Here is a 26530-nt window from a genome sequence, read left to right as displayed (position 1 = left end):
AAAGAAGATGGTCCCCCCGCACTTACTAATCCAGTATCAAATATACAGGCGCATTTAGTTCGCCTTTAAGATTTACCATCTGCCCCGGTACCCTTTCTCCTAAATATTATCTTTTCATATACAGGTACAAAAACTCGATTTATTTTTATATTCTTGTGTACCATACCAATCACATGACGCAGTACCGGCAACAAACTGATGCAGATTTGATAATGTTCCTGCGCGAGGATAAGGGAGATGCTTTTACTGAAATTTACGACCGCTACTGGAAGAAATTACTGGCCATTGCATATAATCATTGCAGGGATAAAGTAATTGCAGAAGAAATTGTGCAGGAAGTCTTTATCGGCCTCTGGAACAGGCGGAAAGAGCTTTATATCGATAATGTAAATGCCTATCTCGCTACTGCAGTGAGGCTATCTGTGTTTAAACAATATGTGCGGCAGAAACGGAGGGATGAGATAAAAGAACAGGCCGCCGATCCCATAATCACCACCTGGGATGAAGAAAAGATCTACACCAGATTCTTGCAGCAACACATTAATGGAATAGTGGAAGTTTTACCGGAGAAATGCCGCCTGGTGTTTAAACTAAGCAGGGAAGAAGGACTAAGTATACCAGAAGTAGCCCAAAGATTGGGTATTGCCGAGAAAACGGCCGAAGCACATCTTACTAAAGCATTGAAAGTACTGAAAGTTAAATTGAATCGCCCTTATTTATGGGTGATCATAATCGTTAAAATGTTCCTTTCTTAATTTCTTCAAAAAAAATCCTCCGCTCACTAAGGGTAAAGATCAGCCTTATGGTACCTATCTGTATAAGGATAAAATTTATACATTGAAGGACAATATATATTACCTGATCGAAAAATACCTTGCCGGCACGATTACACCGGCAGAAGAAGAGCAGTTAATGGCCTGGTACCAGGATCATAATCAAACCGATGTTGAATGGCCGGCAGAAAATGCGGATGAAGAAGAACAGGTACGTTTGCGTATGCTCCTGCGCCTGAATCAGCAAATCAATAATCCTGCAACCAAACCAGGTACTACCAGGCGGCTTTGGTACTACCTGTCTGCTGCTGCATCTGTACTGCTCATCCTGGGATTGACCACCTATTTTTACTACCCGCAGATCCACCGTTCAACCCACCCTGCTGCTATTGCCGGGGATATTAAAGACATTGGTCCCGGGGGAAACAAAGCAATATTAACATTAGCTAACGGTGATAAGATAGTGCTGGAAGAGGCTAAAAACGGGCTCATATCCCAACAGGGCAATGCCTCAGTAAATAAGACCGGCAGCGGCAGCCTGATTTATAACCAGGAGGCGGCTGGTAGCTCCGCTGCCTCCATCGTTTACAATACCCTGAGTACACCCTATGGCGGCCAGTATCAGATGACATTGCAGGATGGCACCAAAGTGTGGCTCAACGCAGGTTCATCACTGCGTTTCCCCGCGTCATTTCCCGGAAATGAAAGGAATGTAACACTTACCGGCGAGGCATATTTCGAAGTGGCTAAAGACAAAGCCAGGCCATTTTTTGTAACGGTAAATGCAGGATCGGGAGCACCTATGACCGTAAGGGTATTGGGAACACATTTTAATATTAACGCTTACCCTGATGACCAGCACAATATTGTTACGCTGCTTGAAGGTGCCGTAAAAGTAGATTGCGGTGGGGCAAATGCCTTGCTGGCTCCTGGTAAGGAAGCAATATTAAACAGGACTTCCGGCAAGATCAATATAAAAGAGGGAGATACAGAAGGAGCTATTGCATGGAAAAATGGCTACTTCTTATTTGAGAATGAAAAGGTGGAAAGCATCATGCGGCAAATCAGCCGCTGGTATAATGTAGAAATTATCTACCAGGGCGACGTGTCAGGAAAAGCCATTGGCGGTAGTTTATCGCGGTCAAAAAATGTTTCTGAAGTATTAAATATGCTGGAATTAACAGGTACCGTACACTTTAAAATAAACGGAAGGAGGATCACAGTTATGCCATAAAAAAATATCTGCAAACAGGGCGCAATAAAAAACCGGGAGCGTTGGAGCGCCCCCGGATAGTTTGAGCTTACCCTGTGAAAAACAAGTTTCGAAAGCTATTGTAGTCACAGTTTCTGATTATTAAACCCAAACATCCAAATGTAATGAAATTTTACATACCTGACGTGTGCCCAAAAAAAGCCGGCGCCACGTACAAAAAATTCCTGTTGATTATGAAACTCACCTTTGTTTTAATGATCGCAGCGTTAATGGAAGTCAGCGCCTCCGGTTATGCTCAAAAGGTAACATTATCAGCTAAACAAATTACTCTCCGGGAGGTATTCCGCCAGATCCGGAAACAAACGGGTTATAATGTTGTATGGAATGTTGAAATTTTAAAGGATGCTCAACCCGTAGCCATACAGGTAACCAATGCAACAGTAGAAGAAGTATTGCGGAAAAGCTTTGCCAGTCAGCCTTTTACTTACTCAATCCATGAAAACACGATCGTGGTGACGCGCCAAACAGCACCAACGTTGGTTAACATGACCATCAAAGGGCGGGTTACTGATGCCAATAATCATCCATTACCCGGAGTTGCTGTAAGGCTTAAAGACTCCCAGATTGGAACAGCCACACAAGCTGATGGTACTTATACGCTCAGTGTGCCTGATGGAGGCGGCGTGTTATCATTCAAATACCTGGGTTATACCCCCAAAGAAATACCGATCAAAGGGCAAACTGTTATCGACGTACAGCTGGAACAATCCACCTCACAGCTCACCGAGGTGGTAGTCGCTTATGGCCGACAAAATTCGCGTGAAATTGTGGGCTCGGTAGCAAAGCTTTCTGCCACTGATATTAAAGATCAGCCAACCGGCACTTTCGCTGAAAGGTTACAAGGCAAGCTGCCGGGAGCCCAGGTAGCCCAAACTACCGGACGGCCAGGACAGGGGATGGACCTGCGTATACGCGGCGCGGCCTCCTTTACATCCAACGTACGGCCATTGGTAGTAGTAGACGGACAGCCTATGTTGGGCAACCCTGATAACATCAATAATATTAACCCTGATGAAATTGAATCCTTTACCATTCTGAAAGATGCCTCTTCCACCGCTTTATACGGTTCACGCGCCGCCAACGGTGTGGTGATAATCACGACCAAAAGAGGGAAATCCGGCGCCACGCAAATAAATTTTAATTCCTATTACGGGACTGCTTCATTGATGCGTGAATTGATCCCGCCTGTAATGAACGCCACACAACTGGCTACTTACATGAAAGGTTTTTATGAAGATAAGATCAAATACGAAGGCTATACCGGCGGTATACCTGCTGTATATCAGAATCCGGAGCAATATGGAGAGGGTACGGACTGGTTCAGCGTGCTGACCAGGAATGCGCCTGTGCAGAATTATAGCCTGTCTATTAATGCAGGCAACGATAAGGCTGCGTACAGTATCGTGGCTGGTTATTTTAATCAGCAGGGTATCCTTGTAAACACCGGCTACAAGCGTTTTTCATTGCGCGTGAATGGTGATTTCAATCCTGGCAAACGGGTGAAGGTAGGTTTTGGTGTTGCACCGTCTTTACAACTGGAGCATAACAACAGGCAGGGGGACGGTTTTAATGTGGATGGACAGCGTGCCATTTTTGCATCTGCCTCCATGATGCCTACTATGGGCTCTCCTTACAACCCGGATGGCTCACTGGCCCTGGGTATTTCTGGTTTTACCAACCAGTTTGTATGGGCAAACCCGCTGAGGCAATTGCTCGAAGTAAAAGACGATGCTAACCGGTTACGGGTCTTGGCCAATTTATTCGCAGAAGTAAAAATCACGGATCATCTGACCTTCCGTACATCCGGTAGTGCGGACGTTGGCGGCATGACCCGCAACCGGTTTATTCCATCTACTTCAATAGGCGGCTTTAATGCAATACCTATAGAAAATCCGCCGCCAGGCAACAACACTGCTTTGGGTGAATCAGCCGTAAATAATGATTATTCCTGGCTCAATGAAAATACATTGAACTACCGGCGTCAATTTGGGAAAGATCATTCACTGGATTTACTGGGCGGTTTTACAATACAACGATCTACAGGTTTTGCAAGCGATATGGTGGGCCGCGATTTTCCGGATAACAGCGTTTCCTATTTAAGTGCTGCTACCCGTTTTACTACCAACACTTCCAGCTTTAACGCCTGGACAATGGCGTCGCTCCTGGGTCGTTTAAACTACAGTTATAAAGAGCGTTACTTTTTGCAGGCTACCATCAGGAGAGACGGGTCGTCACGTTTCGGGGATAATAACAAATGGGGTACTTTTCCTTCTATCGGTGCAGGCTGGATCGCCAGTGATGAATCCTTTCTTAAAAATGTGCCGAACCTGAGTTTGCTGAAACTAAGAGCGACCTTCGGTTTAACCGGTATGAATGAGATAGGTAACTACACTACCGTGGCAGGTATTGGTAATGCCAATTATTCTTTTTCAGGTGGCCTGGCTCCGGGAAAGGTACAAACCAGTTTGGGTAACCCGAATCTGGCCTGGGAACGCAACCGGCAATTTGATGCCGGCTTTGATCTGGGGCTATTTGACAACCGGATCAATTTCTCTTACGATTATTACAATAAGCTGACGACGGGATTATTATTCGTACTACCTGTTCCGCAATCTTCGGGTTTTTCAAGCGTGCAAGATAACCTGGGTGATATCAGCCAATGGGGACATGAGTTTACTGTAAGCACTAAAAATCTGACCGGAAAACTCAAATGGAATACGGACTTTAATATCTCATTTAACAGAAATCTTGTTAAAAGAATTGGTTTAAACAATATTTCTTTTGCCGACAATCCGACAAGGACATTATCTGAATTCACCGACTACCGGACACTTGTTGGGAAGCCTATCGGCCAGTTTTATGGATATATATTTGACGGCATTTTCAAAAATCAGGCAGAAGCCGATGCCGGTCCTAAATATTATGGAACCGGTACCACTACACTCTCTCAGGCGGGAACAGTGAGATTCAAGGATTTAAACGGCGATGGCAAGATTACTTTCCCGGATGATCAGACGGTGATCGGAGATCCTAATCCCAAATTTATATTTGGTTTCAGTAATACCTTTCAGTACCAAAACTTCGATCTGAATATCGCCATGTCAGGTACTTATGGCAACAAGCTGAAAAATGGCATGCAGGAAAGTACATACAACCTGGACGGTGTATTTAACGGTCCGCCGGAATTGCTTGATCGCTGGCGCTCCGAGGCCAATCCGGGTAATGGAAAGGTGGCGCGTACTTTAGCTAACACCACCGGGGCATACCGTACAGATAATACACTGTTCGTTTATGATGCTTCCCATCTCACTATCAACAATATCACACTTGGATATATGCTGAGAAAATTCAGGACACCTGTTATCAAGAGTTTAAGAGTGTATGCATCAGCACAAAATGTATACATCTTCACCAGTTACCCGGGGAACCCTGAAGTAAGTGCTGGTGGACTCGCATTTGTAACGCAGCAGGGGCAGGATCTGGGTGCTTACCCACTGCAACGAACATTTACGTTTGGCTTGAATCTCGGTCTTTAAAAATCAGTAAAAATGAAAAAGATTTCCTGTTTAATATTAGTGATACTGAGTTTGGTGGAGATATCCTGTAAGAAATTTCTCGCCGAAGTCAATCCCAACAATGTAACATTGGGCAGCTACTTCAAAACGCAGAACGATTATGACCTGGCGGTGAACGGCGCTTATAGCCAGTTGCGCGGGCTTTATAATAACAGAAGCGCCTGGGTAATGGGCGAAATGCGTTCAGATAACACGCACTACGATTACAAATCATCTGACCAGGCAGTAGCCACGGTGAACCGTTACGCAGTAGCAGATTTTCTGGATGATAAGTATAATAACCAGACACCTCCAAAGTGGAATTTGGGTTTTAACGCCATATCAGCGGCGAATGTGATCATAGATCATATTGATGATATTAAGTTGTCTGATGCCAATCGCAACGCTATTCTGGGCCAGGCAAAGTTTATCCGTGCCCTGGTGTATTTCGACCTGGTGCGTTATTACGGCGGATTGCCCATTTATAAACACGCACCGCTTAACCGTGAAGAGACTTACATCCCGCGCTCTTCCGCGCAGGAAGTATACGACCTGATCATTGCTGATGCTACTGATGCCGCTGCCAAACTGAGCGCCACCACTTTTCCGCAAACAGGGCGCGCTACAAAGGGCGCGGCGTTGACCCTGCTGGGTGACGTATATCTCACCCTGAAGAAATATGACCTCGCTGAAAATGCGTTAAAACAGGTAACTGCAATGGGCTATGCGTTGTTTCCAGGTTATGGCGATGCATTTCAGCTGGTGAATAAAAATGGTAAGGAGTCTATATTTGAAATCCAGTTCAACACCGGGCTGGCCGTACCACAGGCCAATGTAGAGGCATCTGTTTATAATTTTTTACCACGCATGGTCAACACTACGGTGGTGACTGGCGTAAACTTTAACAGCGTTACCACTGTGGGTGGTTTTAACACCCCTACACAGGACCTGATCAATGCATATGAATCAGGCGATCAACGCCTTGATGCATCGATCGCTATAGCCGAAGGTACATTCAATGCCACCGATGATTTTACGGCTACTGCGGTTAAATCAGCCGTAGATTATACAGCGCCGGCAGGCAAAGTCGGACGGCCGTTTCCAAAGAAATACCTGCATACGCATACGATCGGTAATCAAACCAATGACAACTGGCCGGTTTACCGCTATTCAGAGGTTTTATTGCTGCTGGCGGAAAGCCTGAATCAACAGGGCAAATCAGGTGAAGCATTGCCTTATTTGAACGCAGTAAGAGAACGCGCTTTTGGGGATGCGTTACATAATATCACCAGCACCAATCAGGCAGCATTGCAAACGGTCATTTTAAAGGAAAGAAGAGTGGAGCTGGCCTTTGAAAATAAGCGTTGGCTCGATCTGGTACGGACAGGCAATGCCATCGCCGTAATGAATGCCTTTGGTGTTCAACAAAAGGCGAAGTATAGTTATCTGCAGGCAGGAAGTTATAATGTTACCCAGAACCGGCTGTTATTTCCAATACCTAATGCAGAAGTATTACTGAATGATAAACTTACTCAGAATCCAGGTTACTAACTAAAACTCACAGTCATGAAAAAAATTATGATGAAGGCAGGTAATTCCTGCCTGCGATCTACCTGTGTGAATTGGAAAGCAATTGTATTGGCTTTACTCGTAGTTTCCTGCTCCCGGCGGGCAGATCAAATACAAGTTGAAGATCAATCGCCGGCAAAGGTGCAACCCAAAACAGAACTGGCAACCTGTTGCTGGGTGGCTATTACGAATGAGGTCCCAAACGACATTGAGATATATGATCCGGCAGATGCTTCCTGGACTACGCCCAAATGGGTCTGGAAGCCTACCACTGCACTGTCGTACAATGCCACGAGTGAAATACCTCTCTGGAAGGCGCCTACAGATATCAAGGTGAGGAACAATACGGTGTTTGCCGGCACCTCGCAGGTGATCACCGCCACGTCATATAGATTGGCCACCATAGCCCGTTATACCGGTACAGGCACAAAGGGGCAGAAGCTATGGGTAATGGGTTTTAATGATACCACCAGCCTGCATGCGATGGAAATACTGCCTGATGGCAACTGTGTGGTTGCCAGCGCCGGCGAAAAATGGCCGCAGGGATGGATCCGTATCTATTCATCGTCACAGCCATCACCCAATCACGGCGTAAACACACAATACCATTTTGCCTCCGCTCATGCGGTGCTTTGGGATGCCACACACCAGGTGCTCTGGGCGCTGGGAAATGCGCTGAGAAAATACTCTTATAACGCTCCCGGATCCGGAGGCACTATCACAAACCCCAAGTTGCGTTTGGATACTTCTTATGACTCTTTGCCACGTCCCTGGGGGCACGACCTTGCAGCCGATGTGAATAACCCGGACCAGTTGCTGATTACGACCAATGGCGGTGTTCATATTTTTCATATATCCACGGAAACCTTCAGCGACATGCCCGGAGCGGCCTATGGAATCTTTGCGAAATCTATCAGCAGTCAACCCGGACAGAATACGCTTATAGAAACACGACCCAGCACTGGCTGCCCATTGTATCCCGCCAGTAATTGGTGTACCTCCGTGGTTAATTTTTATAATGCCACCACCGGTGCTGCCACCGGTTCCCGTACTGTAAGCGGAGCTGCTATTTATAAAGCGAAAGCATTTGATCCAAACTATTATTGATATGATGAGCAGAATAATACGGATGGGCGCTGCTATCGCTTTGGTTGTTCTTCAGATGGCCTGTAGTAAAAAACCGGGAGCAGATGCTCCCGGTCCGCCAACTGTGCAAACTCCCGAGCCTTATCCGGGACTGCAGCTGGCATTAACTAATGACGCCAGCAAGCAGATAGAGTTGTATGATCCAATGATCACGGACTGGAACACTGTGGATGCAAAAAAGTGGAGATGGTCTCCTACCACTACACTGGGCTTCAGCACAAATGAAATTAAGAGTTTTGGTGGAGGCACCGATTTCAAAGTGCGGAAAATGAAAATCTGGCAGGATGCCAGCTATGCAGTTATCAGCGACAACGGCATGGCGGCATTGATTGGCTATCCATCCGGGCAGCGGGTATGGTCAAAAGTGATCAGCGGGAATCTGCATTCAGCAGAGCTGCTGCCCAATGGTAACATCGCCCTCGCAGCATCTGATGGTAACTGGATCAGGGTGTATGCTTCCTCACAGGGGGCGGATAACAACACCTACGCGGAGTTTACGCTGGGCGCGGCACATGCCGTATTATGGGACCCGGTAATTAATGGATTATGGGTTACCGGTCAGGATTTATCCAATAATGCGCATATCCTCACTGCCCTGGCTGTTGGCGGCAATGCTACCAACCCGGAATTAACGGAACTAACACAGTACCGGGTTACATTACCTACTGCCTGGGGCCATGAAGTAAGCGCGTACTATGGTAATACCAACCTGTTATGGGTCACTACCAACGGAGGAGAATATGTCTTTAATAAAACTACAAAAACCTTTTCCATGTCCCCCACAAACAACCTGACCTTTGTAAAAGGGATAGGGAACCAACCCGGCGGACAGATTGTACTGGTGCGTCCGGACGCCAATAAAAATCCACGTCCTGCCATCAGTTGCCTGCTCAATAACTGGTCTGCCAGCACGGTTGACTTCTATACATCAGGCGGGCAGTGGCAGGGATCAAGAATAGTGAACGGCGCCTGTTTCTACAAAATAAAAATAGTTTACGACAATTATCAGTGATGTACTTTAGCAAAAAGATATATACCTGTTGCCTGGCGTTACTGGGCTTTAGTGCCGGCAGCAGTGTTGCGCAGCAGGCAACACCGGCGCTGGTTCCCATGCCGCGTTCTGTAAAAATGGATACGGGCAACTTTCTCTTCAACGCTAACACGTTGATCCGGACGGACGTTCGGGAGAAGCGCGCCGTTGAGTATTTCACGGATCGTTTGTTCAGTACCTGGAAGTTCAGAAACAAAATAATGACAGGCACTGCACAAGCAGCGGGTCTGCAGCCGGAACTGCTCATCACTGCTACCGGTGCTGAACAACTACCCGAAGAAGGATACCGGCTGTTGGTAACACCAGACCGCATTACCCTCACAGGCCGAAACGCGGGCTTGTTTTATGGTATGCAAACTTTACTGCAGTTGTTGTCCGTGTCAACAAGCGGAGCAGCAGCTATTCCCTGTCTCACCATAGAAGACGCTCCCCGCTTCGGCTACCGCGGACTCATGCTGGATGTTTCCCGGCATTTCTTTACGGTGGAACAGATCAAAGACCTGCTGGACCTGATGGCTTACTATAAACTGAACCGTTTTCACTGGCATCTTACGGACGACCAGGGGTGGCGGCTGGAAATCAAAAGCTGTCCTGAACTAACGAAAGTGGGCGCCTGGCGTGTGCCACGTATCGAGTTCGGCGGCAATACCCTGCCTCCACAACCTGGCGAGCTTGCCACCGATGGTGGCTTTTACACCCAGGAACAAGTGAAAGAAGTGATCCTTTACGCTGCTGAAAGACATATTGAAATACTGCCGGAAATTGATGTGCCAGGTCACTCTATGGCGGCCATAGCAGCATATCCTGAGCTGTGTGTTACGCAGAATTCTGATATTAAAGTGAATCCAGGCAGCAGCTTCGCCAAATGGTTTCCCTCGGGTGATTTTGAAATGTATGTAGACAATTCCCTCAATCCTATTGATGAAAGAGTTTACAAATTCCTCGATAAAGTATTCGGCGAGGTAGCAGCATTGTTCCCTTATCCATACATTCATGTTGGCGGAGATGAATGCTACAAAGGATATTGGAAGAAGGACACAGCCGTGCAGGACTTTATGAAGGAACATCATATCAATGATACCCACGAGCTGCAAAGCTATTTTATTTCAAGGCTGAACAAAATCATTCAGTCCAAACACAAAAAACTGATTGCCTGGGATGAAGTAGCAGCAGGCAATGCAAAAGACAGCATCACGGTGATGAACCGGTTTGGTGAAAAGGGCGCCATTGAGCAAGTTAAGAAAGGGCTGAACATAGTGCTGGCGCCCGGTCATAACGGACTTTATTTTGACTATGCGCAAAGCACTTCAGATCAGGAACCATCCAGTCACGGAGGTAATGAGCCGGTATGGAAAGCTTATCAGTACAACCCGGAATACCCCGCATTGTCCGGAGAAGAACATAAACACATTATGGGCGTGGAAGCCTGCATATGGACGGAAAGCATTCCTGATGTTTCCAAACTCCAATACATGCTGCTGCCACGTATGCTGGCGCTGGCGGAAACAGGATGGTCAGATGAAACGGCCAAAGACTATCCACGTTTCGCCGGCACAGCATTACCATTGCACCTGGAGCGCTTCGACAAAGCCGGTATCAACTACCGCGTACCCACCGTTTTTAACTGCACAGATACAACAATCGTAACCGGTACTTTCAGGTTTGAAGTGCAGCCACCTGTACGGGGAGCCAGGATATTTTACACGCTGAACAACCGGCCGCCGGGCGATTATGATCACGAATACCGCGAACCAATAATTATTACGATTCCCAGGGGAAAAAACAATCATTCTTAAAACGGTGGTTGTTACTCCCGCAGGCCACAGAAGCATTATCACGCGTACCGTACTGGATAATAACGATAAACCGAAAACATAACCTATGCCAAGAAGTATCCGCCAATTCTTATGCAGTGCTTTGATCATCGCTGCTGTATTTATTTCTTCCAATGCAAATGCACAACAACCATTGGAACGTTTTGAAGAGGTTGCAGCGGGGTTTAAAAACCCTGGCAGAGACTATGGTACCGTGCCATTCTGGGTATGGAATACGAAAATTACCAAAAGAAATATCGATTCCATGCTGAATGATTACCGGAAGAATGACTTTGGCGGTGTGATCATTCATCCACGCCCCGGTTTAATTACGGAGTACTTATCAAAAGAGTGGTTTGATTTATTTGAATATGCCCTTCAGCAGGGAAAAAAACTGGGACTCAATATCTGGATATACGACGAAAACTCATACCCTACAGGCTTTGCCGGCGGATTGGTGGGAGAGCAAATGCCCGAAGCCTACAACCAGGGTCAAATGTTGTATATGGAAGAAGCAACCCGGTTGCCTGCTGACCTTTCTGCTTTCTTTTTATTTCTTAAAGAAGAACATGGATCTTATAAAGATGTAACGAATGATTTGAAAGACGAAGAAGGGAAAACCGGACATTATCAGTTATTCAAAAAAGTAAATTATCAACGCTCGAACCGGGGCTCGGTGGCAGGTCCTATAGGCGTGTCTTATGTGGATCTGATGGCCAAAGGCGTTACGGATAAGTTCATAGACATCGCATACAAAAGTTATGAAAAAGTGGTGGGCAAAGAATTTGGCAAAACCATCAAGGGCGTTTTTTCTGACGAACCAACCATCATCAACGAAGGGCATAACTGTGTACGCTGGACTCCTGATCTGTTCGACAGGTTTTATAAAGACTGGCAGTACGATCTGAGGTTACATCTGCCATCTCTGTTTAAAGAAACAGGCGATTGGAAACGGGTACGCCATAATTACTACCAGGTTTTGCTGGAACTTTTTATCGACCGGTGGTCTAAACCCGTGTCCACCTATATGAGTGATCACCAGCTTACCTGGACGGGGCATTATTGGGAACATGGTTGGCCAAGTCCTTATCACGGACCAGATAATATGGCCATGTATGCCTGGCATCAAATGCCGGGTATTGATATGTTGTTCAACCAGTTTAATGAAGATAAACCGGTGCAGTTTGGCAATATCCGCGCCGTCAAAGAGCTGGGGAGTGTCGCTAATCAATTGGGTAAAACACGTACCCTGTCGGAAACCTATGGTGGCGCCGGTTGGGAACTTACTTTTAAGGATATGAAACGCCTTGCCGACTGGGAGTTTGTATTAGGCGTTAACTTTTTGAATCAGCATTTATCGTTTATGACGCTGACGGGAGCACGCAAATACGATTATCCACCCAGCTTCTCTTATCATGAGCCATGGTGGCCCTATTATCGTTTTATGAATCATTACTTCACACGTTTATCTTATTTATTATCCAAAGGACAGCAGTACAACAATATCCTGGTAATTGAACCCACCACTTCGGCCTGGATGTATTATGCCAGAGACGGGGAGAACAAACGTTTCTTCGACATCACCAAAAGTTTTAATGATTTCGTGACAAAGATGCAAAGATCGCATCTGGAATATGATTTAGGGTCAGAAAACGTGATCAAAGATCATGGCAGTGTTAAGGGAAGCAGCTTTGTAGTAGGACAACGGGCGTACAAGGTGGTAGTGATTCCGCCAGGTATGGAAAATATAAACAGCAGTACCTTCCGTTTACTGAAAGATTATATTGCAGCGGGAGGAAGGGTGATCTGTTTTGAACAATTACGATTAGTAGATGGAACAGTGAACAATGAGCTTTCCACCATCAGCCAGATCCGGGAGGCATTACCGGACCTGTTCCATCATGAAGGCTTTAGCATATCGGGTGGAACAGGCGACAGCATTGGTGGTAACATTTATCATCAGCGCCGTAAACTGGCTAACGGGGAGTTATTACTGCTGACCAATGCCAGCATGACCGGTATTTCTTCGGGCAGCATCAACATGCAGGGACAGGATGTGTTAAAAATGGATATGAATTCGGGAAACATTTCCCGCATTAACTATTCGCTGCATGATCAGGAGGTACATTTCGACTTTAATATTCCGCCAGCCGGAAGCCAGGTACTGTTTATCGCGGATAAGAAATTACCGGGATATAAAATAGAAGCACCGGCTGCAGAATGGGCTACTGTGAAGGCTTCCGCAACTAAAATAAGCAGGCCGTTTGACAACAACCTGACGATTGATTTCTGCGATCTTCATTTACATAAGCCGGATTCAAATTATACCAATATACACGTTGGTGTAGCCTCCAATACAGCTTTCAAACACCACGGATTTACGGATGGCGTAGGCAATCCCTGGAATAACCGTACGCAATTTAAACAGGCGATTGTAAGCCGGGATACTTTTTCCACTGGTACCGGGTACACGGCGGTTTATCATTTCAATGTGGAGGCTGGCGTTGATTTCCGGAATTTCAAAGCGGTAATAGAACAACCTGAACTTTGGCACGATGTAAAAATTAATGGTGAATACATTAAAAATGAACCCGGGCAATGGTGGCTGGACCGCTCCTTTGGCGTATACCAGATCGGCCGCTATTTAAAAACAGGAGATAATGAACTGGCTGTAACCGTTTCTCCTATGAGTGTTTATGCTGAAATTGAACCGGTTTATATTTTGGGAGATTTCAACCTGGAAGCGGCATCACGTGGCTGGAGCATTGTTAAACCGCAACTATTACAATTTGGTTACTGGAACAAACAGGGATTGCCTTTATATGGACACGGTATCACCTATACGAAGATATTTACAGTGGCAGATCCCGGCAAGTCATATGCAGTGGAGTTAGGTAAATGGAAGGGCACTGTGGCAGCGGTGAAGGTAAATGGGATTCTTGCCGGCGTCATCACTGCTGAACCCCACAGGTTGTCTATCGGGGAATTTGTAAAAAAGGGAACTAATAAGATTGAAGTAACCGTAACCGGCAGTTTGAAGAATGTTTTAGGACCATTTTACAACAAGCCGGCTCCGGGCCTGGTTGATCCTGGTAAATGGTACAATGTAAAAACGCAGCCACCAGGGAATGAATATGACGTTTATGATTACGGATTAGCAGAAGATTACGGGATCAAAGTTATGCGCTGAAGTCAATTTGTATCAACAACATAGGCCGTTCCGGATGGGAGCTGGCGGTTTAAAAGTGGAACAATCAGGTAAACGGTTAAGTGAATAAGGGTTATATATTTCCTATGCATTGATAAAATCCCGCCTTCTTATATTCAACTTAGCCATTTTTGATTCGAGGGTAGTAGGTTTAATATTCAATAATTCCGCGGCGCCATTGGCGCCACGAATCCGACCTTTTGTTTTTTTGAGAATGGAAATGATATAGTCTCTTTCTGTTTCCTGATGCAGGTGCTTCATTTCCTCGAGGGTGTTGATACCCGTGCTGACAGGCAGGCTGGAAGCCGGCAATGAAAGCTTTCGTACTAATTGCAATTTCGATTTACCATCATTGAGAACAACGGCTTGTTCCAGGATGTTTTCGAGTTCACGAATATTGCCCGGCCAATTATATGTGTACAGTTCGCCTATCATTGATGCAGCAATGCCATTGAATGGTTTATTGAACGCCCTGCAAAACCTTTCTGCAAAAAATATGGACAGTGCTTCGATGTCAGTTTTTCGTTCCCGTAAAGGGGGCAGCGTAATGGGAAAAACATTTAACCGGTAATACAGATCAAGTCTGAAATTTCCGTTTGCAATTTCCTTTTCGAGGTTTCGGCTTGTAGCAGCCACAACACGGATGTCAACTCTTACAGGTGATCTGCCGCCTACATATTCGATTTCCCTTTCCTGTAAAACGCGTAATAATTTCACCTGCATGGCAAGTGGCAATTCTCCAATCTCATCTAAAAAAATAGTGCCGCCATCAGCCTGCTCAAACCGTCCTTTTCTTTTTTCAAAGGCGCCGGTAAATGCACCCTTTTCATGGCCGAAGAGTTCAGATTCCACTAATGTTGGAGGAATAGCAGCACAATTTACCTTTATGAATGGCCCGTTCTTCCTGGGCGAAGACAGGTGAATGGATTGCGCCACTTTTTCTTTACCGGTACCGCTCTCTCCCAATATTAAAACAGAAGTGCTATACGGCGCTACCTGCGCTGCAAGATCTAATGCAGACAACAAAAGATGATGACTTCCGATGATATTTTTAAACCCGGCATGGTTTAATACTTCATGCGGTGCTTTATTGGCAGAAGAAGACCGGTTCTTTGTTCCGGCCGGTGGAGTTTTATAATAGATTGTTTTTTCAGCCAGTTCTTCCAGGCATAGCTTCAGACGGCCCAATAAGGCTATATGCTCTTTGGTGTAAATATTAGGCTGCCGGCTGTAGAAAAAATAGTGAACAGATAGGCCATACCCCAACGTGACGGGAAATACAAGATATGACTTCAGCTGGAAATGATCCAGCATTAACCTTTGCAGCGAAGCGCTGGACGTGTTTTTATTGATGTTTTTACTGCTATAAAGAACTGCGTTGCTATCTGTATAACTATTTTCAATAATGGCGGAAAGCTGGTTTTTATTTAAACCTGTAATCGTCATTAATTCTTTTTCGCCAACAAACTGGTATTCGTTAAATCCGATACGCAAATATCCTGTATCACCAAACTGTTCAGCATCAAGCGGCCTGATGCCCGATGTAATAAAATCAAATGGTATAAAAGGCTGTATGGCCAGGGCCACCTTCAATAATTTTTGTGGCGCATCTGAAGTTTCATTGCTTATTGCAGTTAACTGTTTTTGCAAATGTTCTTCCTGCCGCAATTTTGATTCAAGACTATTGGTGTGACGATACCATGCAATATCCAGGGTAACCAGTAAGTCCTGCTCCTTGAATGGCTTAACAAGAAATCCATAAGGTTCGGTTGTTTTTGCTTCTTCCAGTATTTGTTGATTTGCGTAGGCAGACAAGTAAATAAAAGCGATATTTTCAGCTCTTAGTTTCCTGGCAAAGTCAATACCTGATTGATTTCCTTCTAACCGGATATCCAGCATTACAAGACCCGGTTCTTGCTTCAGCAGATGTTCATTCGCCTCTTCAACTGAAGCGGCAATACCTGTTACCTCATAGCCGGCGCGTACTAATATTAACCGCAGATCATTGGCTACAATAAATTCATCTTCAACAATAAGCACTTTTTTACTCATAAAATTTGTTGCTTAAAAGTTACCTGGAGCTTCATCCGGAATTTGTTTGCTGGCAACGGCAAAGCTGATCGTTATGCGCAGACCGTCATCGCTTGTAATATTAAAGCGGCCTTTTAATTGTTTTGCGAGCCCCTGTACCAGATCAAACCCCAGCGAGTTATTTTCCAGTATATCAAGGTCAGCAGGCAGGCCAACGCCATTATCCGATATACTCAGCAATAGCTGATCAGGCCCATTATGTCGCAGGCTGATACTCACCATCCCTTCACGATCACCGGGAAAAGCATACTTAATGGCATTTACAATGCTCTCGTTGATGATCAATCCCAACGGGATTGCCTGCGATACATCAAGGTCCAGCGGTTCAATATCCTGCTCAAAAACTATCCGGTTCCCGGCATCAAAGCTCTCCCGGACATGGTTCACCAGCTCGTTGATATATTCAGGCATGGCAATGGAGGCAATGTTTTCAGACTGGTAAAGCTTTTGATGGATGAGTGACATGGCATACACCCGGCGTTTACTGTCCTGGATGGCCGTAAATGCGGCATCATTATTTATATATATAGCCTGTGAATTGAGCAGGCTCATTACAATTTGCAGATTATTCTTTACACGATGATGTATTTCTTTCAACAGCCATTCCCTGTCAGTAAGCAACTTTTGCAATTGTTCATTTTTGTGCGTGATTATTTTATTATTCTTTTGTTTTAAGCGGTTTTGCCAGTATAATAAACCGGCAATGATTATTACGGCAGCAATGCCTCCAAGCGTTAGATTTTTCACCAGTTTGGCCTGTTTTAAATTGGCTCTTTCCAGTATTGCCTGTTCATGTAGTAATGTGATCTGGTCTTGTTTTTCCTGTGTTTCGTACATTACCCGGAGCTCTTCTGCCTGCCTGATTTTTGTTACCCTGAAACTGGAGTCGAGCAGCTGTGTGTATTTTTCGTAATGAGATGCTTCGGACGCTTTATCACCCAGCGCGGAATCAATACTGATCAGCCAGCGGTATGCAGCCAGGTCGGATGGTAAATCCCGGGCTGCTAATGAAACAGGTGTAAAATGTTTTTCAAATAATTCTCTTGATCTCCGGTACTCGCCCCGCCTAAATAAGATGATGGCATATTGATCATTGATCGAGATTCTCCGGAGTGGCCCCCTGATGCCTTCGGCAATGGTTTCCAGCGAGTCCATCTTTTTTAAGTGTGTCTCCGCCAGATCCAGGTTGCCCGTGTATAGATAACTGTTGGAAAGTGTGTGATAATAAAATATTTGCTCCGAAATATTCGACGGTATACCCATCTTTTTTGACATGTCCAGCGTAAGATTAAGCGCTTCTTTTGCACGCCCATCTGCGTTCAGATAGTTTACTACCTGATTTAACACGTTGTATATCGTTGGATTACGGTCTATGCGGAATCTTTTCATTGCCTTTTGCGCCATATCAAAACTCTCTTTCTGCCTGCCCTCTGCATCGTAAAGGAACGACAGCCGGCTATAAAAATACCCCCAGCCAATACTGTCCCGGCAGCTTTCGGCCACCTTGATTGTTTGAAGGATATATTTTAATGGTTCCCCAAATTTCCCTTGAAACATGGTAACCATAGCAAGTGCCTCCGTATTATAATGGATATATGGATAGTTTATTGCTTCAGCCAGCGCCAGTGCTTTTGAAAACATTTCATTGGCAGTTGGCAATTGCCCGGTTACAACGAGCAGATAGCCTAAATCAGTTAATACGTTGATCTCCGCTTCTGTATTGCCAAGACTGCGATAAAGCTCCGCTGCTTTCTGCAGGTCGGCGACTTTTGTAAGCAGGGTAGCACGCGTGGGGCTTGTATACATGCCGCGGTAGGCAAATGCCCTTGCTTCTGTTTCCCTATCCCCGGCCTTCCGGCTTTCATCTATCAGCCGGTTATAAATGGAATCACCTTTACTGTCATTTACTTGTACATACATTTTTCCAAGCAGGCAAAGTGCTATTCTACCCAGCTTTTCTTCTTTCAAAGATTTACTTTCTTCCACTGCTTTGTTCAGAAAGTATTCAACGCTGTCCTTATAGCCGTAATAGTTAGCGGGTTGAAAAGCATAGTAGGATCCCAGGAGTATCAATAATTGCAGGTGTTCCCGGCCTGTTGCTTTTGAAAGGCGATCAATACCAACGCCTGGTTCCCGCCGGTCAATCCAATGAGATTGCTCAAACAATTTGTTGCCGCCGATTCCTTCCGCCAACACCGGAAAGCGGCTCAGACCCAGGGAACGGCTGGCCATATATAAACAAGTATCATGGCTAATCTGCCCTTCTTTTACAACAACAATATAAGTGGAGCTAAGCAACAAATTCAGCCGCTGCCATGACTCTTTATCCTTCGACGGATGATAGTAAGAATAGCCTGACACTTCTGTTTTGGCAGAACTTTGAGATCGTCCGTCAAAAAACATCAGCACACCGAACAGTATGTACATAAGAGTCAGCCTGGACATGTTATTCTTTTTAAATTAATAACTCTGGGAAGAGTTGGATCTTTAGGGACTTTGACTCAGAAAGCAAATATCATCACAGCATCTTCGGAGCAAATTGGATTTTTAATGCTTATTTCATGGCCATGGGATGGAATACATGGAAAGCATTTTATACAATATATAGCATTTTTTACTGATTAGAATTTTATTCTTCCTGTTTATTGATCAATAGCATTGCAAACTCCGATATTTCCGGAGTTTTGTTATTAAACTCCAATGTTTCGGAGTAACCTGCCTGTATTTTTTTCGCCCCCGCCTGATTGATATTTTTCTAAAAAATTGTTTTTCAATTCATTAATGATCTACACTTTTCTAGTAGGGTTGTTTCTGCTAAATGGCATGTAAGTAGCCATGAAACAACAAAACCATTTGTATGACATATTCAACTCAATGGGACCCAACTACCCCTATCGATCCTAAAAAAGGTTTCAGGATCCACCTAATTGTTTTCCTGCTTGCCACCCCGGCGACCTGGCTGGTATGGTACCTCACCGACCGGACCTATCCCTGGCCGCTGTGGTCCACACCAGCGTGGGCAATAGGTATACTCTTTCATTACCTCGGGGTATTTGTTTTCAAAAAATCAAAAAGCAATTAAAGACCAGGATTATGAATCAGCAACCAAAAACATTCAGGCGTATTGTAACAGGTCATGATGCAAACGGGAAGGCAATCATTATTTCAGATGCTCCTCCAGTACATACACAACTTGTTGGCGGCCCTGGTGGTCCTACTTTTTTTGAAGTATGGCATACGTTGGAAACACCTGCTTTTATTCAGGCTCAACCGGATGAGCGGGATGAACCGGGTTTGGTATTGCCGCCCCCTAAAAGTGGTACCCGCATCCGGGTCATCGAATTTCCACCGGAAGGCGAAGAAATACAGAAACTTACCTCTGCAGATGCTGCCGCGAAATTCAGGATTATGGGTGATGAGAAAGCCTCCACATCAGATGGAGCTGCACCTCATCCCCTGATGCATCGGACAAGAACGGTGGATTATGGGATCGTACTTGAAGGAGAGATAACATTGATCCTTGATCGCGGGGAGACCATCATCCAGGCTGGTGATATTGTTATTCAGAACGGCACCAATCATGCCTGGGCTAACCGGTCCGGTAAGATCTGCCGTATGATGTTTATGCTGATCGATGGGCAGTTTGCCAGTGAAATTATTTAATCCACAAACAAGCGTCATGCGTATAAAACCATTGCCACCAGCTATTCTTAGTCCTGAAGTCCGCAGTGTGCACAACGAGATAGCCAGTCTTGTTGGCCGAAGTCAAAGCCAGGTAAACATGCTTGATGCGCAGGGAGCCTTGTTAGGCCCTTTCGCGCCGATGCTGCACTATCCGCAGTTTGGCATACCAGCCCTGAGTTTTCTGCGGACGCTCGACACGCATGCAACACTTTCTAAAACAGTAAGGGAAGTTGCCATTTTAACGGTAGGTGGCGTTTATGGTGCCCGCTTTGAGCTTTACGCACATGAGATCATGGCAGCAGCTTTTGACATTGCGCCGGGTATTATCGCCACACTTGCCGCTGGCAGCCGTCCATCCGGTTTAAACGAACAGGAGGCCATCGTGCACGACATTGTGCATGCCTTGGTGACTGGTCACATTGTTCCGGATTCAACCTATAATCATGCGGTAAATCTGCTGGGAAAGGATGGTGTGGCAGAACTTTTCTTCCTGATCAGCGGCTACACTTTCATCGCTATGATTCTGAACGGATTTGACATACCGGCGCCTGGCAATAATGAATAAATATACTAATCAGTCAACTGGACAAAACCGGCATCAACAATAAATTCTTACAAAATGAAAAAAATAGTTTTATCGCTGCTAACTGCAGCTTTCACACTTTCGACATTGGCATCATGCAATAATAATGATGATGACAAGATTGCCAAAAACCAGACCTATGTGTTGGTACATGGTGCCTGGCAGGCGCCTTATGTATGGAATGCCGTACGTAGCGATCTGGAACAAAAAGGCAACAAAGTAATTGTCGTAGAACTTCCGGGACATGGTAGCGACCAAACACCGGCTCACACGCTTACTTTAAATGTTTACCGGGATAAAGTGATCGACGCGATCAATAAAGCAGGTGAAAAAGTAATCCTGGTAGGGCACAGCATGGGCGGCGTAGTGGTAACCGCGGTAGCGGAGAAAGTGCCGGCCCAAATCAGTAAGCTGGTTTATATCGGAGCCTTTGTTCCAACATCAGGACAAACGCTTGGCGACCTGGCAAATTCGGACCCTGACTCAAAACTTGGCCCGTTGCTAACGCTGTCTGCTGATAAGCTGACACTTGATGTAGCGCGCGACAGTCTGACCTATTTGTTCATCAACGATGGTACGCCGGCCGCCAAGCAACAGGTAATTGATAACTATCGCGCTGAACCGGCCATTCCATTTGGCGACAAGGTTACCTTAACCGCAGCCGCCTTTGGCACGGTAGAAAAGGTGTATATCAAAACGCTTCGGGACATTGTGATCTCACCGGGTCTGCAGGATCGTATGATCGCCGGAGCCGGTATCAAAACCATTTACAGTGTAAATACCAGCCACTCGCCATTCCTGTCTCAACCGCAGGTAGTTGCAGACCTGTTGCTTAAGATAGCACAATAACACAGGGTGAAGCAAATTGATGAAAACTAAAAACAAAAAGTAATGGCAACAAAAATGTTTTTATCACTATTCAATAAGGTTTCTGTATTTATAATTATGTGCCTCTTGGTTAGCAGTCCATTTGCAATGGCAGAAAAACGGGATAATATGGAGAAGAATCCATTGGTAGCAGCAGGTCATAGCCAAACGGAAGAAGTAGCCGCGTTAACCAGGTACGAGGTGAAGAAAAGGTACAAAAAGAAGTTCAGCAAAGCGCTTCGTAAGTACGTGAAGTATGCTATCGCTCATAAAAGCAACATTATGGCAGAAGCGTATTATGAGCAGGAAAACCTTTCCGTGTTGTGGCTTATAGAAAGATGGGATAGCAAAAACGGGTTGGAGAACGTGAGAGGAGGTGTGAAATACAACCCAATAAAGTTATTATCTGAAAAGAGGCTGATACAACCTGCAAAAACGATCTACATAAAAGACCTGGAGCCGATTTCAAAGAACGAATGGCAGCGGAGGCCCCTAAAAGAAGACAAGCCAATCACTATCATGTTGTTTGTGGATAGCCGGGAAGGGACCGAAGGTAATTTTAAAGAAGTGTATCACACTGCCATGCCGCAGTTCCGGAGCGAGCCAGGTGTTATTAATTACCAGCTTTCACAACTGGAAGAAGATAGTACCCGGTTTGTTACTTATGAAAAATTCAGGAGTGAAGATGCCTTCCGGTATCATCTGGATTTTCCTCCTATACAACCTGTGATCGATTATTTGAATACCAGCATCAAAAAGCAGCCTTTTCAAACGGGTCTTCACAGGCTGATAGCCTTTGCCCCTTGAAGGCGGCAATGACTTAAACACAATCATTTATAACAATAAAAATTTAGAAATGAAAGCTATTCATCAAATCGTCATGACAGGCATGGCAGGGGTTCTTACTGTATTCAATGCGGAGGCTCAGGATAAAGTAAGCACTACACGGATCAATGACCATGAGCTGTCTGTATTGAATCAGTTGGCTTCTCCTTCAGTAGTGGTAAACATGCCCGTATCACAATTATTAAATGCTCCCGGAAACGAGGCTTTGCGGGCTTTCTTTTTTACTCCTGTAAAGGATGTAACCGTATTAAAAGGTAAAAAAATAGCTGTAATCGCTGCCGACGGTTTCGAGGAAATTGAATTACTGGGGCCCGTGTGGTATTTCAGGCAACTGGGTGCTACAGTAGATATCGTGGCACCAAAATACGTTCCTGCGCCCGAAAGATATGGCCTTATGTTTCCTGAAATGGCAAAAACACATATCATGGCCATACAATACTTACAGCCTGTGGGCTGGCTAAAATTCGACCGTACTGCGGATCAGATCCAGGTAAGTGATTACGACGCTGTGTTCATTCCAGGTGGTGCATGGAACCCTGATAACTTACGCTACGATAAGGATGTAATAAAATTTATACAGGATTTCAACAGATCGGGAAAACTGATCGCGGCAATCTGTCATGCACCTGTTGTATTAGCATCTGCCGATATTTTGAAAGGTAGAAAATTAACAGGTTATTGGAATATACAGGTAGATTTGAAGAATGCAGGCGGGATTGTATTGGAGCAACCTGTGGTAACAGACGGAAACCTGATTACCAGCAGGCATCCTATTGATGTAGCTGATTTTTCAAGGGCAGTGGAAAGTTGGTTGGTAAAGAAATGATCAAAGGAGGTGTAGTCCGGTTATAAACTAAATTCCAGGTATGAAAGCATTAATCATAGGGGCAACAGGGGCTACCGGCAAAGATCTTGTGCGGGTATTGTTGCAAGACCGTGACTACACAGCCGTTGTAATATTTGTGCGCCGTTCCACCGGAATTGTTCATCCCAAACTGATAGAGATCGTGATTGATTTCAACAAATTAGAAAATGAATCTGAGGTTATCAAAGGAGATGTATGGTTTTCATGTTTGGGAACCACTATGAAAGTAGCTGGTTCGAAGGAAAAGCAATGGCATATAGATTATGATATTCCTGCAAAATTTGCTGAAATAGCCAAACGAAACGGTGTTACCAAAGCAGTGCTGCTATCCGCCTACGGCGCTTCTGCCAAAAGCAGTGTATTTTATTCCAGGGTAAAGGGCAATCTGGAGGACAGGATAGCCAGCCTGGCATTTGAGCAATACATCATTTTCAGACCGGGATTATTGCTGCGGAAGAATACCAACCGGTTGGGTGAACGAATGACCGCGGGGGCATTAAAAGTGCTGAATTTTTTGGGATTGATCAGGAAGTTCCGTCCATTACCTACGTTTACGCTTGCTGAGAAAATGGCCAAAGCTCCGAAAGTACTCGCGCCCGGAATGCACGTCATAGAGCTGGATAGAATATTCAGGTTTTAGAACAGTGTAAAGATCGTGACGGAAATTATCGAAGATGGAAATTTTCTCCCTATTTCAGCAAATTTTCAATAGCTCCCTTCAATGACGCATCACTGGGTCGTGGCGCATTGTTATTGGATAACTTACCTGTTTTATCAATCAAAACATAATGCGGGATACCATTTACATTATACGCTTTACATACCGGGTGGGCTGTCCATCCTTCCGCCACCAGGTTTACGCCTTCCAGATGATATTTCTTAAGGGCATCTTTCCATTTCACTTCTGTTTCATCCACACAGATATTCAGAAATACCACTTCCTTATGCTCAAAGTCTTTATGCAGCTGCGGCACATGGTTTTGGATATCATAAATGCAGGGCCCGCAGCCTACTCCCCAAAAATCAATGTACACTACTTTTCCTTTATAATCTTTTAGAGAGATATTTTTCCCGGTGGCATCTGTTAAAGTGAAATCAGGCGCCGGGCTTCCCGGTTTTAAATGTGCAATCGTGGTATAATATTGCTGCAGCGTATCCTTCAGGAAAGGCGTGTTGCAGGTATTCATAAACGCATCATATACTTTTTTTACATCGTTAAATTCGTAATATTCAAACCCACTCATGATACTGTTAGTAATAAACCAATCCTTCATAGCCGTGAAAGGAATATTGGCCTCCGCCAGGTGATAATAGTCCATTGTGTAATTAGATTTTGTATTGGGAGCGGTTTGGATACTTGCGCTTATAGTTGCATTAAACGGACGGGCCATGCGCAGATAATTATAAATGAAAGTACGGTATTCCGGTACGTTCCAAAACCAGTTTTCATTTAACGTTTTGTAATGAGTAGTTTGGATGGTGCTATGCTTTTGTGTGTAGTTGCCAACGCTATCCGCTATAAAGCTCAGCTCAAACTTTGGCAGCAGCCGCTGCATAAACAACAGGTTCGAATACTCAAAATACAAGGCACTGATTTGCCTGGTAGAGAATTGGGAAAAAGTATCCGTTACTTCAAATATGCTTTTTGCCTGGCTGTTAAAGAGCAGGTTTATCTTTTTAAATTTTTCTTCTGCAGTGAGATTTTTCATTTCAGTACTCAACTGTTGATTGAGATTGCTAAATGGTTCCGACAGGACTTTATGCAGTTGTAATTGTTGCGTTATCTCTTTCGTGCGTCCCTCGTTCTGGGCGCGGATAGTAAGGGAGGATACTTCTTCCTTCTGATCCCATTGCAGGTAAATCGTATCCTTGTCTGCCACCGTAAACCAGGGACGATCGTCGTCCAGGTATAAGTATATATGCTGCCGTTGCTGCACCGGCACCGTTTGTTCAAAACTTCCGTCGGCTTTGATCCGGATCGTATCTCCAAAACTGCCAAAAAAGGTGGACATCCCGAATTCGTACACTTTATCTTTATAATGCTTCACTTTTCCCTTAAGAACAAATTGACCCGGATGGCTAAAATCCTGTGCATACAGGAAAACAGGGACCAACAAAAAGGGAAGGAACAGTGGGAAAAGTTTGTGCTTCATAGCGGTATGTGCGTTTTAATGGGATCCGGTGACAAAATTGCTCTGCCATTATCATATAAGATAAGCAGAAAGTTGATATGATCCTATCCTCTTGTATTTTTAAAACAAATGAATAAATTTGCTGTATGAGAATGACTGTGATGTTATAATATAAAATTTTCAAGTCCACTAAGACCAATGTGCCCCGAGGGGCATCAATTCTTTATTGTTTGAACTTTTATAGTATAACATGATGCATAATACCCTGAATCCTCAACAAATACAGTCATTTATTATTGACGGCTTTGTCCGTATCGATAACGCTTTTTCTGCTGATCTTGCGAGCGAAGCAAGAGATATTCTTTGGAAAGATATTCCGGCCGATCCCAACGACAGCAACACCTGGACAAAACCGGTCGTTTGGCTGGGTATGTATACACAGGAGCCATTTATTAAGGCTGCGAATACCACCGTTCTTCATAGTGCATTCGATCAGCTGGCCGGTAAAGAAAAATGGATTCCCTGTATGAGCATGGGGTCCTTTCCCATTCGTTTCCCGTCGGAAGTTGATTCCGGGGATACCGGTTGGCATGTAGATGCAAGTTTTGCCGGTGTAGATCCTAATGACTTTTTCGCAGCCAGAATCAATGTAAACTCTAAAGGCCGTGCCTTGCTGATGTTGTTTCTATTTTCGGATGTGGGCGAGTGGGATGCGCCAACCAGGATTTTAAAGGGCTCACATATGGATGTTGCCCGATTGCTGGCGCCGGAAGGTGAAGAAGGACTTTCTTTCATGGAACTGGCAATGAAGTTGCCGGGATTACCTGAGAAAGAGGAAGTCCAGGCTACGGGAAAGGCCGGCACGGTATATCTCTGTCATCCGTTCCTGGTGCATGCTGCCCAGCGGCATCGTGGCCTGGTACCTAAGTTTATGGCCCAGCCACCGCTGTTACTGAGAACCGGGTTTGATATCAGTGGTTCAGGCCCGTGCAGTCCGGTAGAGGAAGCAATAAAAATCGCATTAGGTAAGTAACGTGTGTAATAAAGCAGATGTCCGGATATGCCTGCGGGATA

19 protein-coding genes are annotated in these 26530 nt (G+C 45.0%); 16 read left to right on the top strand and 3 right to left on the bottom strand.

Annotated features, from left to right (window positions below):
- Window positions 1-173 precede the first annotated feature (173 nt).
- The 8 genes from QFZ48_RS03955 (at window position 174) to QFZ48_RS03920 (ending at window position 14370) form a co-directional block, all read left to right on the top strand.
- Window positions 174-755, top strand: coding sequence for an RNA polymerase sigma-70 factor (locus QFZ48_RS03955; protein ID WP_429045561.1), 582 nt, complete (start codon window positions 174-176; stop codon window positions 753-755).
- Window positions 756-837: 82 nt separating this feature from the next.
- Window positions 838-2007: a FecR family protein gene (locus tag QFZ48_RS03950; RefSeq protein WP_429061238.1), complete on the top strand. Its 1170-nt coding sequence runs from the start codon at window positions 838-840 to the stop codon at window positions 2005-2007.
- Between the two features lie 212 nt (window positions 2008-2219).
- Window positions 2220-5582, top strand: coding sequence for a TonB-dependent receptor (locus tag QFZ48_RS03945; RefSeq protein ID WP_429045564.1), 3363 nt, complete (start codon window positions 2220-2222; stop codon window positions 5580-5582).
- A gap of 12 nt (window positions 5583-5594) precedes the next feature.
- On the top strand, window positions 5595-7151 hold the full coding sequence (locus QFZ48_RS03940; RefSeq protein WP_429061237.1) for a RagB/SusD family nutrient uptake outer membrane protein: 1557 nt from the start codon (window positions 5595-5597) through the stop codon (window positions 7149-7151).
- 15 nt (window positions 7152-7166) lie between these two features.
- Window positions 7167-8276 carry a DUF6528 family protein gene (locus QFZ48_RS03935; protein WP_429045567.1) on the top strand — a complete coding sequence of 370 codons (1110 nt, stop codon included), beginning with the start codon at window positions 7167-7169 and terminating at the stop codon, window positions 8274-8276.
- Between the two features lies 1 nt (window position 8277).
- A complete protein-coding gene (locus QFZ48_RS03930; RefSeq protein WP_429061235.1) occupies window positions 8278-9327 on the top strand; it encodes a DUF6528 family protein in 1050 nt (349 codons plus the stop codon).
- Complete coding sequence (locus tag QFZ48_RS03925) at window positions 9327-11162, top strand: beta-N-acetylhexosaminidase (protein ID WP_429061234.1); 1836 nt, start codon at window positions 9327-9329, stop codon at window positions 11160-11162. The genes QFZ48_RS03930 and QFZ48_RS03925 overlap by 1 nt, the downstream gene beginning before the upstream one ends.
- Before the next feature lie 85 nt (window positions 11163-11247).
- A complete protein-coding gene (locus QFZ48_RS03920; RefSeq protein ID WP_429061233.1) occupies window positions 11248-14370 on the top strand; it encodes a glycosyl hydrolase in 3123 nt (1040 codons plus the stop codon).
- Window positions 14371-14472: 102 nt separating this feature from the next.
- Here the strand turns inward: QFZ48_RS03920 and QFZ48_RS03915 are convergent, their stop codons facing one another.
- Together QFZ48_RS03915 and QFZ48_RS03910 are read right to left on the bottom strand one after the other, a co-directional pair.
- Window positions 14473-16440 carry a sigma 54-interacting transcriptional regulator gene (locus QFZ48_RS03915; protein WP_429061232.1) on the bottom strand — a complete coding sequence of 656 codons (1968 nt, stop codon included), beginning with the start codon at window positions 16438-16440 and terminating at the stop codon, window positions 14473-14475.
- A 12-nt stretch (window positions 16441-16452) separates the two neighbouring features.
- Window positions 16453-18924 (bottom strand): histidine kinase dimerization/phosphoacceptor domain -containing protein, encoded by a 2472-nt coding sequence (locus QFZ48_RS03910; protein ID WP_429045577.1) that lies wholly within the window; start codon window positions 18922-18924, stop codon window positions 16453-16455.
- A gap of 412 nt (window positions 18925-19336) precedes the next feature.
- Here QFZ48_RS03910 and QFZ48_RS03905 point away from each other — a divergent pair, with 412 nt between their 5' ends.
- From QFZ48_RS03905 to QFZ48_RS03875, 7 genes are all read left to right on the top strand, one after another.
- Window positions 19337-19561: a 2TM domain-containing protein gene (locus QFZ48_RS03905; protein ID WP_429045578.1), complete on the top strand. Its 225-nt coding sequence runs from the start codon at window positions 19337-19339 to the stop codon at window positions 19559-19561.
- 11 nt (window positions 19562-19572) lie between these two features.
- Window positions 19573-20142 (top strand): cupin domain-containing protein, encoded by a 570-nt coding sequence (locus QFZ48_RS03900; RefSeq protein ID WP_429061230.1) that lies wholly within the window; start codon window positions 19573-19575, stop codon window positions 20140-20142.
- 16 nt (window positions 20143-20158) lie between these two features.
- On the top strand, window positions 20159-20728 hold the full coding sequence (locus QFZ48_RS03895; RefSeq protein ID WP_429045580.1) for a carboxymuconolactone decarboxylase family protein: 570 nt from the start codon (window positions 20159-20161) through the stop codon (window positions 20726-20728).
- Window positions 20729-20782: 54 nt separating this feature from the next.
- The gene (locus QFZ48_RS03890; RefSeq protein ID WP_429045581.1) at window positions 20783-21595 is read left to right on the top strand and encodes an alpha/beta fold hydrolase; all 813 of its coding nucleotides are present in this window, start codon (window positions 20783-20785) and stop codon (window positions 21593-21595) included.
- A gap of 147 nt (window positions 21596-21742) precedes the next feature.
- Window positions 21743-22420, top strand: coding sequence for a putative quinol monooxygenase (locus tag QFZ48_RS03885; RefSeq protein ID WP_429061228.1), 678 nt, complete (start codon window positions 21743-21745; stop codon window positions 22418-22420).
- Between the two features lie 49 nt (window positions 22421-22469).
- Complete coding sequence (locus QFZ48_RS03880; protein ID WP_429045583.1) at window positions 22470-23285, top strand: DJ-1/PfpI/YhbO family deglycase/protease; 816 nt, start codon at window positions 22470-22472, stop codon at window positions 23283-23285.
- A gap of 40 nt (window positions 23286-23325) precedes the next feature.
- Window positions 23326-23964, top strand: coding sequence for an NAD(P)H-binding protein (locus QFZ48_RS03875; RefSeq protein WP_429045584.1), 639 nt, complete (start codon window positions 23326-23328; stop codon window positions 23962-23964).
- Between the two features lie 49 nt (window positions 23965-24013).
- Here QFZ48_RS03875 and QFZ48_RS03870 read toward each other — a convergent pair whose 3' ends face one another.
- Window positions 24014-25477: a TlpA family protein disulfide reductase gene (locus QFZ48_RS03870; protein ID WP_429061226.1), complete on the bottom strand. Its 1464-nt coding sequence runs from the start codon at window positions 25475-25477 to the stop codon at window positions 24014-24016.
- 229 nt (window positions 25478-25706) lie between these two features.
- Here QFZ48_RS03870 and QFZ48_RS03865 point away from each other — a divergent pair, with 229 nt between their 5' ends.
- Window positions 25707-26489: a phytanoyl-CoA dioxygenase family protein gene (locus QFZ48_RS03865; RefSeq protein ID WP_429061225.1), complete on the top strand. Its 783-nt coding sequence runs from the start codon at window positions 25707-25709 to the stop codon at window positions 26487-26489.
- Window positions 26490-26530: the final 41 nt, after the last annotated feature.

It is taken from the genome of Chitinophaga sp. W2I13, from assembly GCF_050434005.1.
Classification (GTDB): Bacteria; Bacteroidota; Bacteroidia; order Chitinophagales; family Chitinophagaceae; genus Chitinophaga.
Note: the sequence above shows the minus strand (reverse complement) of the source record. Positions and strands in the feature narration are given on the sequence as shown.

Excerpts from the sequence above, each read along its gene's own strand:
- QFZ48_RS03955 (WP_429045561.1), top strand. The coding sequence starts at position 174 with ATGACGCAGTACCGGCAACAAACTGATGCAGATTTGATAATGTTCCTG.
- QFZ48_RS03945 (WP_429045564.1), top strand. The coding sequence starts at position 2,220 with ATGAAACTCACCTTTGTTTTAATGATCGCAGCGTTAATGGAAGTCAGC.
- QFZ48_RS03940 (WP_429061237.1), top strand. The coding sequence starts at position 5,595 with ATGAAAAAGATTTCCTGTTTAATATTAGTGATACTGAGTTTGGTGGAG.
- QFZ48_RS03935 (WP_429045567.1), top strand. The coding sequence starts at position 7,167 with ATGAAAAAAATTATGATGAAGGCAGGTAATTCCTGCCTGCGATCTACC.
- QFZ48_RS03930 (WP_429061235.1), top strand. The coding sequence starts at position 8,278 with ATGATGAGCAGAATAATACGGATGGGCGCTGCTATCGCTTTGGTTGTT.
- QFZ48_RS03925 (WP_429061234.1), top strand. The coding sequence starts at position 9,327 with ATGTACTTTAGCAAAAAGATATATACCTGTTGCCTGGCGTTACTGGGC.
- QFZ48_RS03920 (WP_429061233.1), top strand. The coding sequence starts at position 11,248 with ATGCCAAGAAGTATCCGCCAATTCTTATGCAGTGCTTTGATCATCGCT.
- QFZ48_RS03915 (WP_429061232.1), bottom strand. The coding sequence starts at position 16,440 with ATGAGTAAAAAAGTGCTTATTGTTGAAGATGAATTTATTGTAGCCAAT.
- QFZ48_RS03910 (WP_429045577.1), bottom strand. The coding sequence starts at position 18,924 with ATGTCCAGGCTGACTCTTATGTACATACTGTTCGGTGTGCTGATGTTT.
- QFZ48_RS03905 (WP_429045578.1), top strand. The coding sequence starts at position 19,337 with ATGACATATTCAACTCAATGGGACCCAACTACCCCTATCGATCCTAAA.
- QFZ48_RS03900 (WP_429061230.1), top strand. The coding sequence starts at position 19,573 with ATGAATCAGCAACCAAAAACATTCAGGCGTATTGTAACAGGTCATGAT.
- QFZ48_RS03895 (WP_429045580.1), top strand. The coding sequence starts at position 20,159 with ATGCGTATAAAACCATTGCCACCAGCTATTCTTAGTCCTGAAGTCCGC.
- QFZ48_RS03890 (WP_429045581.1), top strand. The coding sequence starts at position 20,783 with ATGAAAAAAATAGTTTTATCGCTGCTAACTGCAGCTTTCACACTTTCG.
- QFZ48_RS03885 (WP_429061228.1), top strand. The coding sequence starts at position 21,743 with ATGGAGAAGAATCCATTGGTAGCAGCAGGTCATAGCCAAACGGAAGAA.
- QFZ48_RS03880 (WP_429045583.1), top strand. The coding sequence starts at position 22,470 with ATGAAAGCTATTCATCAAATCGTCATGACAGGCATGGCAGGGGTTCTT.
- QFZ48_RS03875 (WP_429045584.1), top strand. The coding sequence starts at position 23,326 with ATGAAAGCATTAATCATAGGGGCAACAGGGGCTACCGGCAAAGATCTT.
- QFZ48_RS03870 (WP_429061226.1), bottom strand. The coding sequence starts at position 25,477 with ATGAAGCACAAACTTTTCCCACTGTTCCTTCCCTTTTTGTTGGTCCCT.
- QFZ48_RS03865 (WP_429061225.1), top strand. The coding sequence starts at position 25,707 with ATGATGCATAATACCCTGAATCCTCAACAAATACAGTCATTTATTATT.